Source organism: Geobacillus thermopakistaniensis (genome assembly GCF_000498995.1).
Classification (GTDB): Bacteria; Bacillota; Bacilli; order Bacillales; family Anoxybacillaceae; genus Geobacillus; species Geobacillus thermoleovorans.
The window spans coordinates 1-15,047 of the sequence record NZ_AYSF01000028.1; the positions used below are offsets into that span (position 1 = coordinate 1).

At 39.8% G+C, this 15,047-nt stretch carries 15 protein-coding genes and 10 tRNA genes; 20 read left to right on the forward strand and 5 right to left on the reverse strand.

Annotated features, from left to right (window positions below; genetic code table 11):
• The first annotated feature begins 16 nt into the window (after positions 1–16).
• The 11 genes from T260_RS135700 to T260_RS135650 all read left to right on the forward strand — a co-directional run bounded on the left by T260_RS135700 (position 17) and on the right by T260_RS135650 (position 2,386).
• Positions 17–92 (forward strand) — tRNA-Asp (locus T260_RS135700).
• Between the two features lie 174 nt (positions 93–266).
• Positions 267–342: transfer RNA gene (locus T260_RS135695), tRNA-Phe, on the forward strand.
• A 170-nt stretch (positions 343–512) separates the two neighbouring features.
• Positions 513–588: transfer RNA gene (locus tag T260_RS135690), tRNA-Thr, on the forward strand.
• A gap of 6 nt (positions 589–594) precedes the next feature.
• Positions 595–679, forward strand: a tRNA-Tyr gene (locus tag T260_RS135685).
• A 9-nt stretch (positions 680–688) separates the two neighbouring features.
• Positions 689–762 (forward strand) — tRNA-Trp (locus T260_RS135680).
• A gap of 17 nt (positions 763–779) precedes the next feature.
• Positions 780–852 (forward strand) — tRNA-His (locus T260_RS135675).
• Between the two features lie 15 nt (positions 853–867).
• Positions 868–942: transfer RNA gene (locus T260_RS135670), tRNA-Gln, on the forward strand.
• A 5-nt stretch (positions 943–947) separates the two neighbouring features.
• Positions 948–1,019 (forward strand) — tRNA-Gly (locus tag T260_RS135665).
• A 9-nt stretch (positions 1,020–1,028) separates the two neighbouring features.
• A tRNA-Cys gene (locus T260_RS135660) sits at positions 1,029–1,102 on the forward strand.
• A gap of 62 nt (positions 1,103–1,164) precedes the next feature.
• A tRNA-Leu gene (locus T260_RS135655) sits at positions 1,165–1,249 on the forward strand.
• A 168-nt stretch (positions 1,250–1,417) separates the two neighbouring features.
• Positions 1,418–2,386 (forward strand): tyrosine-type recombinase/integrase, encoded by a 969-nt coding sequence (locus T260_RS135650; protein WP_031212194.1) that lies wholly within the window; start codon positions 1,418–1,420, stop codon positions 2,384–2,386.
• A gap of 608 nt (positions 2,387–2,994) precedes the next feature.
• On the opposite strand, the gene T260_RS135645 is transcribed toward T260_RS135650, so the two are convergent.
• The 3 genes from T260_RS135645 to T260_RS135635 form a co-directional block, all read right to left on the reverse strand.
• On the reverse strand, positions 2,995–3,357 hold the full coding sequence (locus tag T260_RS135645) for a hypothetical protein (RefSeq protein ID WP_023633394.1): 363 nt from the start codon (positions 3,355–3,357) through the stop codon (positions 2,995–2,997).
• A gap of 804 nt (positions 3,358–4,161) precedes the next feature.
• Positions 4,162–4,536 carry a hypothetical protein gene (locus T260_RS135640; protein ID WP_023633395.1) on the reverse strand — a complete coding sequence of 125 codons (375 nt, stop codon included), beginning with the start codon at positions 4,534–4,536 and terminating at the stop codon, positions 4,162–4,164.
• Positions 4,537–4,559: 23 nt separating this feature from the next.
• On the reverse strand, positions 4,560–4,829 hold the full coding sequence (locus T260_RS135635) for a hypothetical protein (RefSeq protein WP_023633396.1): 270 nt from the start codon (positions 4,827–4,829) through the stop codon (positions 4,560–4,562).
• A 511-nt stretch (positions 4,830–5,340) separates the two neighbouring features.
• Here T260_RS135635 and T260_RS1000000139895 point away from each other — a divergent pair.
• From T260_RS1000000139895 to T260_RS135630, 3 genes are all read left to right on the forward strand, one after another.
• Complete coding sequence (locus T260_RS1000000139895) at positions 5,341–5,742, forward strand: winged helix-turn-helix domain-containing protein (RefSeq protein ID WP_442345772.1); 402 nt, start codon at positions 5,341–5,343, stop codon at positions 5,740–5,742.
• Positions 5,739–6,278 carry an IS630 family transposase gene (locus T260_RS1000000139900; protein ID WP_020279733.1) on the forward strand — a complete coding sequence of 180 codons (540 nt, stop codon included), beginning with the start codon at positions 5,739–5,741 and terminating at the stop codon, positions 6,276–6,278. The genes T260_RS1000000139895 and T260_RS1000000139900 overlap by 4 nt, the downstream gene beginning before the upstream one ends.
• Positions 6,279–6,886: 608 nt before the next feature.
• Positions 6,887–7,111, forward strand: a complete 225-nt coding sequence (locus tag T260_RS135630) for a hypothetical protein (protein WP_023633397.1) — start codon at positions 6,887–6,889, stop codon at positions 7,109–7,111.
• Between the two features lie 1,237 nt (positions 7,112–8,348).
• On the opposite strand, the gene T260_RS135625 is transcribed toward T260_RS135630, so the two are convergent.
• Complete coding sequence (locus tag T260_RS135625; RefSeq protein WP_023633399.1) at positions 8,349–8,537, reverse strand: hypothetical protein; 189 nt, start codon at positions 8,535–8,537, stop codon at positions 8,349–8,351.
• 260 nt (positions 8,538–8,797) lie between these two features.
• Here T260_RS135625 and T260_RS135620 point away from each other — a divergent pair, with 260 nt between their 5' ends.
• The 5 genes from T260_RS135620 (at position 8,798) to T260_RS135600 (ending at position 12,688) form a co-directional block, all read left to right on the forward strand.
• Complete coding sequence (locus T260_RS135620) at positions 8,798–9,352, forward strand: GNAT family N-acetyltransferase (protein ID WP_023633400.1); 555 nt, start codon at positions 8,798–8,800, stop codon at positions 9,350–9,352.
• A gap of 168 nt (positions 9,353–9,520) precedes the next feature.
• A complete protein-coding gene (locus T260_RS135615) occupies positions 9,521–10,060 on the forward strand; it encodes a GNAT family N-acetyltransferase (protein WP_023633401.1) in 540 nt (179 codons plus the stop codon).
• Between the two features lie 142 nt (positions 10,061–10,202).
• Positions 10,203–10,802 carry a GNAT family N-acetyltransferase gene (locus tag T260_RS135610; RefSeq protein WP_023633402.1) on the forward strand — a complete coding sequence of 200 codons (600 nt, stop codon included), beginning with the start codon at positions 10,203–10,205 and terminating at the stop codon, positions 10,800–10,802.
• 171 nt (positions 10,803–10,973) lie between these two features.
• Positions 10,974–11,405 (forward strand): GNAT family N-acetyltransferase, encoded by a 432-nt coding sequence (locus T260_RS135605; RefSeq protein WP_023633403.1) that lies wholly within the window; start codon positions 10,974–10,976, stop codon positions 11,403–11,405.
• An 821-nt stretch (positions 11,406–12,226) separates the two neighbouring features.
• The gene (locus tag T260_RS135600) at positions 12,227–12,688 is read left to right on the forward strand and encodes a YobA family protein (protein WP_014196625.1); all 462 of its coding nucleotides are present in this window, start codon (positions 12,227–12,229) and stop codon (positions 12,686–12,688) included.
• Between the two features lie 305 nt (positions 12,689–12,993).
• Here T260_RS135600 and T260_RS135595 read toward each other — a convergent pair whose 3' ends face one another.
• Entirely contained in the window at positions 12,994–13,464 is a 471-nt protein-coding gene (locus T260_RS135595) for a hypothetical protein (RefSeq protein WP_023633405.1), read from the reverse strand.
• Between the two features lie 627 nt (positions 13,465–14,091).
• Here T260_RS135595 and T260_RS135590 point away from each other — a divergent pair.
• Positions 14,092–15,033: an ABC transporter substrate-binding protein gene (locus T260_RS135590; RefSeq protein WP_021322727.1), complete on the forward strand. Its 942-nt coding sequence runs from the start codon at positions 14,092–14,094 to the stop codon at positions 15,031–15,033.
• Positions 15,034–15,047 lie beyond the last annotated feature (14 nt).

A 15,047-nucleotide genomic window follows, 5' to 3' on the forward strand; every position in this document is an offset into this window, starting at 1 on the left:
CCCCGCAACCAAAATTGGTCCCGTAGTGTAGTGGTTAACATGCCTGCCTGTCACGCAGGAGATCGCGGGTTCGAGTCCCGTCGGGACCGCCATTCTTTCAAAATTGTGAAAGATGAAAAATACGGCTCAGCAGCTCATTCGGTAGAGACGAGCATCCGCTTCATCGAATTCGCTTCGAGTTGCCTCGACGCATCGAGCGTCTTTGAATCAGCTTGTAGAGGAAGAGGCACAGAGCAATTCAACGAGCGAGTTAAAAAATAATATATGGCTCGGTAGCTCAGTCGGTAGAGCAAAGGACTGAAAATCCTTGTGTCGGCGGTTCGATTCCGTCCCGAGCCACCATGAAACAACTAGAATAGGTTTGCATGCCGACTTAGCTGAATTGGTAGAGACGAGCATCTGCTTCATCGAATTCGCTTCGAGTTGCCTCGACGCATTCCGCTTCTTCGAATCAGTTGGTAGAGGAAGAGGCACAGAGCTCAACAATGAGCCACCTTCTTCATTCATCTTATGCCGACTTAGCTCAATTGGTAGAGCAACTGAATCGTAATCAGTAGGTTGCGGGTTCAAGTCCTGCAGTCGGCACCATTCCTTGGAGGGGTAGCGAAGTGGCTAAACGCGGCGGACTGTAAATCCGCTCCCTTTGGGTTCGGCGGTTCGAATCCGTCCCCCTCCACCATTTTAACAAAGGGGCATAGTTTAATGGTAGAACAGAGGTCTCCAAAACCTCCGGTGTGGGTTCGATTCCTACTGCCCCTGCCATTCCTATCATGATCATGGCGACTATGGCGAAGTGGTTAACGCACCAGATTGTGGCTCTGGCATGCGTGGGTTCGATTCCCACTAGTCGCCCTTCACTTACAACGTTGGGGTATAGCCAAGCGGTAAGGCAACGGACTTTGACTCCGTGATGCGTTGGTTCGAATCCAGCTACCCCAGCCACGGATGCGGAAGTAGTTCAGCGGTAGAACACCACCTTGCCAAGGTGGGGGTCGCGGGTTCGAGTCCCGTCTTCCGCTCTTGATCAAGGCGGCATAGCCAAGTGGTAAGGCAGAGGTCTGCAAAACCTTTATCCCCGGTTCGAATCCGGGTGCCGCCTCCATATCTAATGAATAAAAAAGTGTTGACAGTTGAAAGATAATTTGGTAAAATGTTGATTGTCGCGCCGATGTGGCGGAATTGGCAGACGCGCACGACTCAAAATCGTGTGGGGTAGCCCCCCGTGTGGGTTCGACTCCCACCATCGGCATCGAAAATAGGGAAAAGGCTTTAGGATCAAGGGTTCTCACGATTGTGGGAACCCTTGATTTATTTTTACCGAATACGATTCGAGCAAGAAAAATCGTGTGCGGCTAATCGTGTTCGGTGAGGTGAGTTGGAAATGAGAAATGAGGGGACATTGCAGAGAAATAGCAAGATGAAAAGGAGAGGTGAACTGAGTCGAGAGGAACTATTGCTAATATCTGATGATAACGCAGAAATTGAATACACATTTGAGGAATTGTTAGAGATATTTATTGAGGATTGCGAACTAAGAAATTTGCGGGAACATACGATTAAATATTATCGCAGTGAGTTGAATGCATTTATAAAACTGCTGAAAGAGCAGGAAATTGAATTGCGTGTAAGTAAATGGACGGGCGAAACCATTAAACGAAATGTCATTATGTATATGAAAGAGAAAGGGCTGAAGACGGTAAGCATTAACTCCCGTTTACGAGCCATGAGGGCATTTTTCAACTTTTTGGAAGATCGAAATCTCATAAAAAACAATCCAATGAAAGACATCAAATTGTTAAAGGAAAGAAAAAAGATTGTAGAAACGTTTGACAACCAGCAAATAAAGGCGTTATTTAAAGCGTGTGACCTTCGTACGTTTATAGGTTTAAGGGATTATACGATTATGATGTTGTTGTTGGAAACGGGAGTTCGAGTAAATGAACTGGTGGGTATAAAAACAACGGATATCATTTGGCAACAAAAGGTCATCCGTATTCGAAACACAAAAGGTGGCTTTGAGCGCTTTGTTCCCATTCAAGATAAAATGATTAATCAATTAAAAAAATATTTGGTTGTCAGAGGGAATGTCGATACAGATTACTTATTTATTACTCGGGACAACACTCCATTGAGTAAAAAACAAGTACAGGATAGAATTAGAGAGTATGGAAAGAAGGCAGGAATAAAGAATGTTCGCTGTTCCCCACACACATTCCGTCATACATTCGCCAAATTATGTGTGTTAAATGGAGCAAATGCATTTCAATTGCAAGCAATACTAGGACATACGTCATTGGAAGTAACAAAAGTGTATGTCAACCTTTTCAGCAGTGAAGTGCAGCAAGGACATGCGAAATTCAGTCCAATAAATAACTTGTTTAAGTAATTTCTCATATTGTTTCCCTTAAAAAACTTTGACGATACACAAAAAAGTCTAATGATTGTTGAGGAAAAGAGGGAAGAAGAGAATTCAAGGGAATCGGGGAAAGTGCCTTTAGTACATTTCTCGATTCCTTTTTATTTGGAGTGAGCAAAAAGAGGGGAAAGGGATAAGGTGGTGTTATGTCAAGAAAATGGACACGATAAACAGGAGAGAAATAGCTGAACCTATGCAGCTACAAGCAATGTAATTGCCCTACATTTTAGCTTTTCGCATTCATATTGTTTAGTTGTTGTATTCTATATCGGCGAGGGAGAGAAGACATATATCGTCTTTTTAGAAGGAAAAGCTGTTAAAAGGAACAATTCAAAAGACTACTGGCAGATGGTTATTACGTATGACTTAAAGAATGAGTACAAAATAAAGTGGAAAGAAATAAGGGAAACTAAAAAAATTTTATAGCCACAGTTGAGGGGGAGCTAATAAAATGATACATATTCTGTTTGGGCTTTCTCCCTCGGGCAGTTTATAAAGGATTTAGGTGTAGAAAAAGAACATGTCACTGGTAAGCGATGATAATAGAGAGAACTTGCAACAAAAAAGTGCCAGCTCTTTTATTTTTTCACGAAAGACAAGGACTTTCGATGTTGACGTTTTTGTTGTATATAGGATTTTACTTCATCTGAAAGAGTTGTATTCATATGGAGTTCTTTTGCGATAACATGTAGCATCTTCGCCATATCTTCTACACGATGATGATCAAGATCAGGTAATAAACGGGGAACGGTTTGTTTGGCAACTTTTGATTCCAAAAATGGAACAATGCTCCCGACTTTATGTGCCACTTCTAACGAAAGCTCTGCCGTTTTTTGACGATAACTCGTTCCACCATGTTGATGAAATCTCCATTCTTTCTGTAACTCCTGAAGAAACGTGGAGAAGGATGCCGCATGTTCTTTTTTCGTTGTTTCGCACATCGTGAGTGCCTCCTTTCTATTATTGTTCATCTGTATCTTACATTATATACCCTTTTCTAAGGTCCGTAGAAATCGAACATGTCAGGGTGCAATATTTTACTGATTAGGAAAGATTTTAAGCAATGGAGAGTAAAACTAACCACTCTACTAATTTTAAGTTCACAATATGAACGAAATAGTTTTTCTGCTTCCCTCCTTTCCTTTATATAGTATAATGTCTTCAGAAGGAGAGGGAGATATGGAAGAGAGACCAATTGAACATTGCCCACATTGTGGAGCGGACCTAATTGGCGAAAAAATTCCTTACAGCTTGAGAGAACGTTATTCATCGCCTTATTCTCGTCTAAAAATAGGGATTTATAACAGGGAACTCGATAGGATTACGCATTGGCAATGCCCTTTTTGCAAGGGGACATGGGAGAGGAAATAAAGAGAGGGAGAGCTGGTTATGTCAAAAGGGGAAAGGGATGCTGTTTTGAAACAAAAACCGATAAAACGGAAATTTTTTTGTGATTGATACGAACATATATTCTTAGTTGATGACTTTTATTCTGTATTAGACTAACTCTATTCAATTTGTGAAGAAGAATAAGGAGAAGTCCTCTACAAGAGGACTTTTAGATTCTTTTGTTGAGTTGTTTTAGAAACATTAACACATGTTGAGTATCTTTCTTTAATTTTGTTTCATATGGAGATGGTGTTGGTATAGGTACATCCACTCTTTTAACGGTTTTTTTCACTTTTAACACTTGTTTTTTATCACTACTTTGTAACAAAGTTCACAATTCATTTTCATTAGGACTTTTACCATTTCCTGTAGAGTTTTTCTATTGCTTTATCCATCTTATCCAGGATTTCTTGTATGCCCCAATCATTAACCTTGGTATGAGGTTGCAAAGGATTTCTTTTCCTCGTTCGTTTTAATCCTTTTGTCGTTTTCGCACTATCTTTCTTCTCACTACATTCTAACAAAGATTTTAATTCACTTATCGATTTTGGAGGTAGTTGTTGAATGAATGCCTCTAATCCGACATTATAGAGTAGGAGCATGAGCAAATCTATTCGTTCCTGGTCGCTCCATAACAAATCACCTTGTACTAACTCCAATTTTTCAGGGGTGTATCGTTCGTACTGCGAATATGTGACTGGTTGGGGTTTTCTGGAAGGAATTATTTTCATTTTTCCATCTCCTTATCATAATATCATTCATTTGTTAATAATCGTCTTAACACATCTGCGGAACCAGGGCTTACAATATGCTCTTTTCTTTTTACATCTTCTAAATTGTTCTTATTGAAACTATATTTAATAAATACCATTGACCCCAAATCGACTATTAGAATAAATATATCTAACGAACAGATATTTTCATGAATGATGTAATCGTGTTTTATATCGATGTCAGCTTCTTTAAAGAAAGCCACTTCTTTTTGATATAGTTCCTTACACCTCTGTTCAAAATTTACATTCATTGATTACCCCTCCTATTTTATTTTAAATGAAAAAAGGGTAAAAATGTTTAGTTTTACCAATGTGAGTGAGGAAAACCATTTTTACGTGTTTTTTGAAGGTTATGTGGAATTTTATGTTAATATATTTGTAGAGGTTATTCAACTAATAGGCAGTTTAGTCTAATAAAGGAAAGGATAATTCAAGAGAAAAACACAATACAGGCATAGGGAAAGGGATGGGATATTGTGATGGAAAAACACTTTAAAGAAGCACACCGTTTTAGCAGTCATAATAGAAAAGATTTATATACATGCTCATTGAAAAGTTAACCTTCGCATAAGCGGTGCCCACTCCGGTTATACTGCTCCTAATGAAAAACATGGAAAAGGAGCGGAATTCTGCATGAAACGTCTCAAAATCACCGACAACCATGGATGGACGCCCCGGAAACTCCGCAAGCAGGAACGGAAGATCAAAAACGCCCATCTCCGCCAACGTGTGATGGCCGTCCGCCTGGTCATGGAAGGCTATTTGGGCAAAGACGTGGCCTCCATGGTCAACGTGTGCCGACAAACTGTTTCCCATTATGTGTCGCTGTTCAACGAAGGCGGCCTTGAACTCCTGCTTCATCGGGATTTCGCCCCCGGGCGGGAGCCGTTTCTCACCGAAGAACAGCAGGAAAAGATCAAACAGCTTGTGTTGACCACTACTCCCGCGGAACTGGGCTGGGACGTCGCTTCGGCGTGGAACACCAAACTCCTGCAATCCTATGTCGCAAAGCAATTCGGTGTTTCCATTTCCCGCGAAGCGCTGCGAAAACTCCTGCACCGCAAAGGGCTGTCGTGGACACGACCGACGTACACACTGGCGAAAGGAAATCTGGATGAGCAAAAACAATTTGAAAAACAAATGGATCTGATAAAAAAAACTTGATCACCAAGGAGACAGAAGATGCTGTTCTTCTGTACATCGATGAAACCCATATCCGCTCTTACCATGTCTTGCGGTCCACATGGTCGGAAGTCGGCCGCCAAAAACAAGTGCCGACGTTTGGCCATCATGCCCACGTATCGCTGTTTGGCGCGGTCAACGTCCATGATGGTGAAACGGTGCTTCATCAAACGACCGCTGCCAATGCCGCGACGTTCTTGGATTTCTTGAGAATGCTCAAAGAGCGCTATTTAGACCGTCTCATGGTTTTGGTGTTGGATAACGCCCGCATTCACCATGCCAAAATGGTCAAGGAGTTTTTGCGGGAAGAAGGACAGTGTTTTCACTTTATTTACCTTCCTCCGTATTCTCCGCAACTGAACCCGATCGAACGCTTGTGGAAATGGCTGAAAGACACCGTGATCGCCAATGTGTTTCACAAAAATCGAAACGATATCGTCCAGGCCATTGCTCGGTTTGTCCACTACATCCACGAACGTCCGGAGGAAGTGCTGCAACGCTTAGGGTGTGCAGGATGAGAAGTTAACTCTTTATGTTGCATGTATATAAAAGTAGTTGTTGGATAGATTCTTGATTATTCAACTGATGGTAGGTTCATAGTTTCTGTATAAAAAAGTAAAGGATTTGAAACAACCTCTTTTTGCGAAAAAGAGTGTATCAAAAAAAGTGTGACGATGATTGGGAAATAAAACAAGGGAATAGGATTGAAGGGAATCGAGGAAAGTATCGATTGGTACATTTCTCGATTTCTTTTTATTGGAGCGAAAAAAGGAAAAGAGCATTAAAGACTAACGGGTTCCGTTTTCGGGTACAAAATAAAAAATGACATTTAAATGACGTGCAAACTGACATCCATTTTGGCACGCAATTCTTTGTTGTTATGACAGGATTTATCCAAATGTTTGTTAAAAATGACTTTGTTTTTGGCAGGAGAATTTTTATCCAATCAAGAATATGGGAACAGTTTATGAAAAGAGTGTGAACTTTGCTAATAGATATGTCGATTCGTTGTCATTTTAAATGTAATTCATTCTACGGAAACTAGGGTGATTTTTTAAAGGAGCTTTGGTATTAGTGTTAAAATAAAAAATATTAAAACAAAGTTTTACCAGGAAGGGGAATTTCTATGAGTAATTTTAGTTTAATTTACGACTACAAAAAGAAAAAAAAGAACAATGGAAACCGTTCGGTGTCCATTAGAGATAAAGGTGAAAATGCTTTATTAGAAGTTGAGAAAAAAGGGAACCAAGTTGAAATAGTTACTTATTGGCGTGGTGACAAAACAACAAAACTTACATTGCCATTGGAACTGTTTGAGAGAATGTATAATGATATTATTCAAAGTAATTGATACTTATAATTGACAAATCAAAGCAGGACGATCGCCCTGCTTTTTTGATGTAATTTTGATGTCAATTCATTGGTCAAAATTGATGTTGGTTTTAATCGTTTTTTCATTTTTACACCTCAAAACGGACCCGTTAATTAAAGACAAACATTTATTTAACACATCTCAGTTCTTACTTTCAAAACTTTTCTTAGCGGGAGGAGGGATAATATATGTACGGGAATCAATTCTATCGATATCCGATAGAGAAACGGGTAAAGTATTTGAATGATCAATTGAGAAATGGTCATTTCAATTCGCTTGAGGAACTGGCGCAGATATATTTGTAGATGCTGAAGATATAAAGGAGGAGCTTCAAAAAGGTGGATATTTCTTCGTTTCAGAACTGAATCAGTTTGTACGGTGCGATATGGGGCAAGCGAGATAAGAATTCGCCACCTCTTTTTATTGTCGATCCATAAATCAAGGTACAGATTTCCTGCCTTCGTTAGATTGCAAGATCTTAATGATTGGTGAAAAGATACCTTTTCGGAAAAGTTGGATAGTCATAGTACAATAATTGGCTTTTACATTTCACACAGTAGTAGATCTATAGATTTTTAAAAATTCTAACATTGTGCAGTTTACGTTATTGAATATCTATAAATATGCATTACAATGAGAAGTGGGGATGATGGAAAATGAACCCAAATGTATTAATGCTAACAAAGAGTCAAATCAGTCAGGCTTTTGAACAGCGAAACACACTTTTGCTTGAAGTAGAAACGTTTCTTGTGTTGAATTACCCTTGACCATATCAGATATCTGCTCTGACATTTTGAACTTTATCAAACCTGTAAGAGTCAAACTGAAAAAGGAAACTGACTTTCTTTTTCAGGAGAAATACCTCTTTTAACTTATTGGTTCTCACTGAGCAATCATTCAGGAAACCATAGATTTTGAAACTGTCTTTTGATTCTTGGGTTTATGAGGTAACTACGGAAAGCTACTTGGTCTTGAGTATAATCTATATTTGTTAGTGCTGATTTCAGATGCGGTAAAGGAGCTCGTGTATCGACAAGTCATGGATTGGAGGAGAACAATTGAGAACATGGGAAGTGAAAAGATTTCGCTCTTCGGATTAAGTAGTGGGATGTTGACAGTAAAAAAGCTTTTAAAATAACAATTGTTTCGCAGTAGACACATACTGTGCAGTAAAAATGTTGTTTTAGTAAAAATAGCGTTGCTCAATAAAGCGACGCTAATTGCTAACATTTCTAATTAACTTAACAGCATTTGCTACGATTCCTATAAGTCCAGTAATTGAGAAAATATATGCAACGAATAAAGGAATAGCTGATAAATCCTTAGTTAAGATTCTATATGTATCCAGGGCAAAGATTAACAAACTACTCAAGAGTACTAAAAATAAACGTACTTTATTATCCAAGTCTATCAACTCCTTAAAAATTGTTCTATACATAACATACTTAGGTCTGTTATTTAACATATTTTATGTATCTTCAAAGAAAACAAAATATTTGGTGAACAGTACGACGAAAATGTTCAATAACGTTATTTCAAAATATAAAACTCAATAGATGTTCCACCATATAATCCGAATACCTTATTTTTTTATATAATTCCGAAATTAACGTTTCCACCACTTAATCCGAGGAACCGAATTAAATAAATAATAGGGTGGTATCTATGGGAGAGATACAAACAAAGCAATTTATGACTAAGAGCGGTAAAAAATTTGTAGTAAGAACTGCTTTGCCCAGAGATGCAGATAAAGTGGTAACATTTATCAAAACCGTTATCTGTGAAGCACCTTATTTACTTACTACCGAAGCAGAATTTAAGGTAACAAGTGAACAGCAAAAACAATTGTTGCAGCAAATGCTTGATGACAATGGAAAATTGGCTATTTTAGCTGAGTATGATGGAGAAATTATTGGATTTTTAGATTTTCATAATGGACATAGGCAGCGAATAAAACATCAAGGCTCTTTTGGTATGAGCGTTAAAAAAGATTTCAGAAACCAAGGAGTAGGCAAAGCATTGCTAACTGTGTTATTAGATTGGGCAAAGGAAAACCCTTTAATTGAAAAGGTTTGTCTTGAAGTATTTGCTAACAATACGAGTGCCCTTCGTTTATACAGAAATTTTGGGTTTGTGGAAGAAGGTCTTAAAACAAAAGCGATTAAGATAGATGAACAGACTTATTATGACTTGATCTTAATGGCTTATTTTGTGAATTAGTTTCAAGTGTTCTTCAACTCTTATGGAAGAGCGAATTAACTTCGTCATCTGTGGCGAAGCTCGCTTCATGGGTGGCTAAGGGGTAGGATGGTTGAAGGAGCAAGGAATTTAATCTTAAGTCAAATAATATTAGTCAAAACGTGAGATTAAACAAAAGGGGATGGGGAAATGATTGTTCTTGAGACACAAAGGTTGATATTAAGACAATATGAAGATGAAGATATCACTCCTCTACATAGTATTTTTTCTGACCCAGAAACCATGAAGTTTTATCCAGCTCCCTTTAGTATTGAGCAAACTCAAGACTGGATTAAACGAAATCAAGATAGATATCGGAATGATGGTTATGGATTATGGGCGGTTTGTTTGAAGGAAACGAATGAATTGATCGGGGATTGTGGTCTTGTTAAACAAAAAATAAATGACGGTATAGAAGTGGAGATTGGATATCACATTAATAAAAAGTATTGGTCAAAGGGGTTCGCAACAGAAGCAGCTAAAGCGTGCAAGGAATATGCGTTTGATAAATTGGGTTTAAATAAGCTGATCAGTATTATTGATCCAAGAAATGTTCCATCCATTCGTGTGGCAGAGAAGATTGGTTTCATTAAGGAAAAAGAAGTATTTATTTTCGGTAAGAACCATTATATATACTCGGGATTTAAAGAAAGTAACGAAGGGTTATTGAACGAATGGTGCGATAGTTAAATAAAATATGTACAAAAAGCTGCCTTATCATCACAAGGTGGCTTTTTCATCGGTCGAAAATCAACCATTAACGATAATAGAGCCTTTTAGAAAAGGGATAATAACATGGATTGTTGAATTCTGTAAGATAGGGGGTGGATCTATGTTGCAAAAGTTGTCGCTGACAGGAAAAAGAATATTTCTGCGGACACCAACGCACGATGATTTGCCAATTCTGTATAACCTGATATATGGTGTGGAGAATCCAGAATGGAAAAAGTACGATGCTCCTTATTATCCGCTTGAATTTTGTACCTTTGAAAAGTTTTCTAAGAAAATGGAAGAAAGAATGAATGTTACGGATGTACCAAGTCAAATGATTATAGAATATCAAAGTCAAATTATAGGTATGGTTAGCTATTATTGGGAGGATAAACGTACACGATGGCTTGAAATGGGAATCGTCATATATTCTCCTGAACATTGGAATGGTAGATTTGGAACAGAAGCATTATCTCTATGGATTGACTATCTCTTTGAAAATCTACCCATTGAGAGAGTGGGTCTGACGACTTGGTCTGGAAACCCACGAATGATCAGATGTGCGGAAAAATTGGGAATGCGATTAGAAGGGAGAATGAGAAAATGCCGCTACTATAATGGCGAATACTATGATTCCATTCGGATGGGTATTCTTCGAGAGGAATGGGATGAGTTTAAAAAGAATAATCCCTTATTCAATTCCCATGGAAGAACAAATTAATTTCCATCATCTGTGGTGAAGCTTGCTTTATGGTTGGCTAACGGGTGCGATACTTCAACAAGAGGGTATCGCTTTTTTTATTGAACTAACAGGGTAGTTTATTTTAAGAAGGAAAACTATTTAGAAATGAGGAAATAATTCAATAATAACATTAAATGAAGGAGGAATCGTATGGAAATTAGAAAAGCTACTTCTAATGATATTCCTGAATTAGCATCTTTAATGGAGCAACTTGGTTATCCAACCTCTGTTGAACAGATGAGAATTAGATTTAGTAATATTGAATCAAACCCAAGCTATCATACTTTAGTTGCTGAATATGATGGAAAAGTTGTTGGAATGATTGGATTATGTACTGGGGTTTTTTATGAATTGGATGGTTCTTATGTTAGAATCGTAGCTTTAGTTGTAGATTCTAACTATCGTAGCAAAGGTATAGGAAGAAAGTTAATAGAAGAAGCAGAAAGTTGGGCAAAAAGACAAGGAGCTATCAGTATTGGAGTAAATAGTGGAAATCGTACAGAACGTTTAACTGCTCATCAATTTTATATTAATATGGGTTATGAACAAAAAAGCATTGGATTTGCAAAGAAGCTTATTTAACTATCCTGAAAATTAATATTTTCATTCTTTTGATGGTGCCGTATAGATACGGCATGGTTATCTCCCATGGAAGAACGAATTAACTTCCATAAATGTGGTGAAGATCGCTTCATGGGTGGTTAACGAGTGCTTTACTAAAAGTGCGTAAAAGAGAGAGAACTATAGAAGCGATTGTTGAAGAACAAAAAAACACTTGAGTCTAAAAATTTTCCGAGAGTTTTTGCTTGCTTACCACATGCTCAATTTTATTTAGTACAGAATAATTTATGAATTCCCAATAATGCAGAAAAAAGCAAGAAAAATTATTGACCTAAAATGAGATCATTTATATAATATCCATAGTCAGCACGATAGCTCGGGTCGTTTTCGGTAGTAATTGATCAAAGAGTGAGAAAATGAAAAGAACCCTTGATACACAAGTTTTTTCAATAATTGAGGGGAATGCACGGTTTCATAATCGACTCAAAATCGTGTGGGGTAGCCCCCCCGTGTGGGTTCGACTCCCACCATCGGCATCCTTGGAATTCGATAGCCCACGATCTAAAATCGTGAAACCCTTGATACGACCGCGTTTGCGGTCGTTTTTCATTTTCTGGGAGTTCCGAAAAAATTTTGCATGAACTTTGCATTTCTACCATCTAGATCATCCATGATTTCGTCAATCATCATGTTTTTTTAGTACCCATGATGGATTTGACAAACTGGAGCTTTTCATAAAAGAGTGAAACGATTTTTTCGTAAATGCGACTAATGTAACAAAGGAGGAGGAGATTGGGCTGAAAAGATGGCTTGCTTTCATTGCCGCCGTGTGGAGTGTTTGGTTGGCAGGTTGTAGCGGGCAAACTGACCGCTATGCCATTGAAGGGTATGTCGTGAGAAAAGAAGGGGGGAGCATTTTGGTTGTCAGTTCTGATCCGCAAGATTTTCGTTCCACAGGCGGGCTTAAAGAGTTTTATAATGCCATCTTGGTTTCTAGTGCACCAGCGCGAGTGAACATTGGTCAAAAAGTTCAAGTTTGGATAGATGGGGGGATTGCTGAATCGTATCCAGGCCAAGGGAAGGCGGGCAAAGTATTGGTTGTGCCAAGCTCTCCGCGTGATGGCGCCAGCTTATCGGAGGAGGAGGCGATTCGCCAAGCGTTGAAACAAGAAGAGAGTCGGCTCGAGCATATGATTCCTGTGATTCGGGCTGTTCATTATGACAAACAAGCGGACACTTGGATGATTCAAATAAAAGACGCCCATGAACGAACGGAATTCGACGTTCGGATCAAAGATGAATAAAAGCGTTTTGCCGCATGCGAAGCAAAAGCTGTCCCCCTCTTCCCAGCACGGGGGAGAGGGGACAGCTTGTCGATGACGCACCCAAACAATTCGTTGGATTCCGAAAACAAGTCATTACGAAGACAACGCCGAGACAAGCGGACGGTCCGGCAAGTAGAGCTGGGCGTTGTCGCTTTGGCCGGCCGCGATCCAGTCGCTTTGGGGGAATTTCTTTCGGACAGCCCCCGCGGTTCGTGTCTGGAAGGAATGTTTTTTCCATGTTGCGCTGCACAGCTCGCCCCTTGTCCATTTGTTCCCTTGTCGAGTTATTGCGCTTGCCGCAGGCTGGCGATGGATGCCTCATGTTCAATCGAGCGTTTGGAGAGGATGGCCAAAATGTGCTCGTGGCGTTCTTGGTTGACCTCGATCCTTTTGACAATTTGATCGATTTCCATGACCGCTTGTCGAATAGGAACGAGATCGTCTTTGGTCGCCATCTTCGCTTGAATTTCGTTTACATTGGACTGGAGTCCGTTCACAGTGGAGCGAAGTTCAGCGAGTTCGTCTTTCGTGGCCATTTTCGCTTCGATGTCGTCCATTTTGGATCGGAGCTCGGCGAGTTCGCCTTTGGTGGCCATGTTCGCTTCGATCCTGTTCACTCTCGTTTCGATCTCGTTTACTTTTGTTTCGATCTTGTTCATTTTATTTTTCATATCGTTGACCTCGGATGTCAAGACGCCGACGCTCGAATGGAGTTGATCGAGTCGATCCAAAATTTGGTTAAGCAATGCTTCCATATGGATCATCCTTTCCAAGTGTGGATTGACGGTGATTCAAAACAGCTATTCATGGCTTTTATTGCTTTCCTAACGCTGTCTGGACCTTGTTGGTGAAGGGGTTGCCAAAGGAGTCGATCATCCGTGGGCATGTGTGCAGCAGATTTGGGGACATCCAGCTTCCATTTTAGCATAAATCGTATGGGGGGGAGACAAGGGATTTTTTGAAGAATGATGATGAACAGGGGCGACAAGTTCTAGAGGGCTGGTGATTTAGCGCAAAATATGGCTGATTCCTGCTATCTTTCAATTCGAGAAACGCGGCTGAATCGGCTTTTTTTTCTGATGAAATGCCATCGATTTGCAGGCCGTTCTCGTTTTTCACCATCCTTCTAGAGGGTGGGTGATTGGGTAAAAAAGACTATCGATTCGCATTCTTTCTCAATTAGAGAAACCCTTGCAAAACTGACTTTCTTTTTCTGCGAAAATGCGCCGCTTTGATCAGCGATTTTCATGCCAGGGTAGGGAGCAACGCTTGCTTATGAATGTTTTTTATTATTGTATTGACAAAGATATTCAATATCAATTACCATCTTAATTGATAAGGATTATCATTATTAAATAGAGATTGAAGGGGGAATATGTAACGTGTTGCAGAAAAAATGGACCTCTCTTCTTGCCATGCTGATGGCGCTGTTCGTGCTGCTTGTGCCGTTGGCTCAACCGGCTGCGCCTGTCGAGGCCGCATCCAAGACAAGGGTGTTTAAGACGGAGCTTGGCAAGCTGGTGATCAAAGGTACCCCGAAGCGGATTGTCACGTTAAGCATGGCGGGGACAGATGCGGTTGTCACGTTAGGCTTAAAGCCAGTGGGGTATACGATTTCCAATTCTGGAACGGTGCCTACATACTTGCGCAATAAACTAAAAGGGGTGCCAAGCGTTGGGGCACTTAGCGCCCCGAGTTTAGAGAGAATCGCAGCGCTCAAACCGGATTTGATCATTATCGACCATGAATTTGAGTTCCATAAAGCGATTATCCCTCAGCTGAAAAAGATTGCGCCAGTAGCGGGATTTCGTGCGAACAGCTACAAAGAAGCCATGAATCAGCTTCTTGTATTAGGAGACATCTTAGGGCGGAAGGCGAAGGCAAAATCGTTTGTGAATCAGTTTTATAAAGAATTGAAATCGCAGCAGGCAAAATTAAAAGATAAAAATCTTCGTGTATTGGGCTTTTTCGTCAATAAAGATGGCATTAATGTATGGCAGGACAACTCATTCTCCGGATCGATTTTTACGGCGCTTAAGGCTGATTATGCATTTAAGGAAAAAGGGGATGAATACTCCGACTTTAAAACAGTAAGTTTAGAAAGAATTTTAGAAATCGATCCAGACGTGCTGTTTGCCTATACGGATCCTGGGAAGAATGACCTGAAAAAAGTGAAAGCCAACCCGATTTGGTCCCAATTAAAAGCGGTGAAAGAAAAGCGGGTGGTGGAAGTCAATCGCGATCTTTGGTCTCGCAGTCGGGGACCGTTGGCGGCAAAATTGATTGTAAAAGAAGCGGCATCCATTTTAAAACGTTATCAGTGATGGGATGGGGCTAG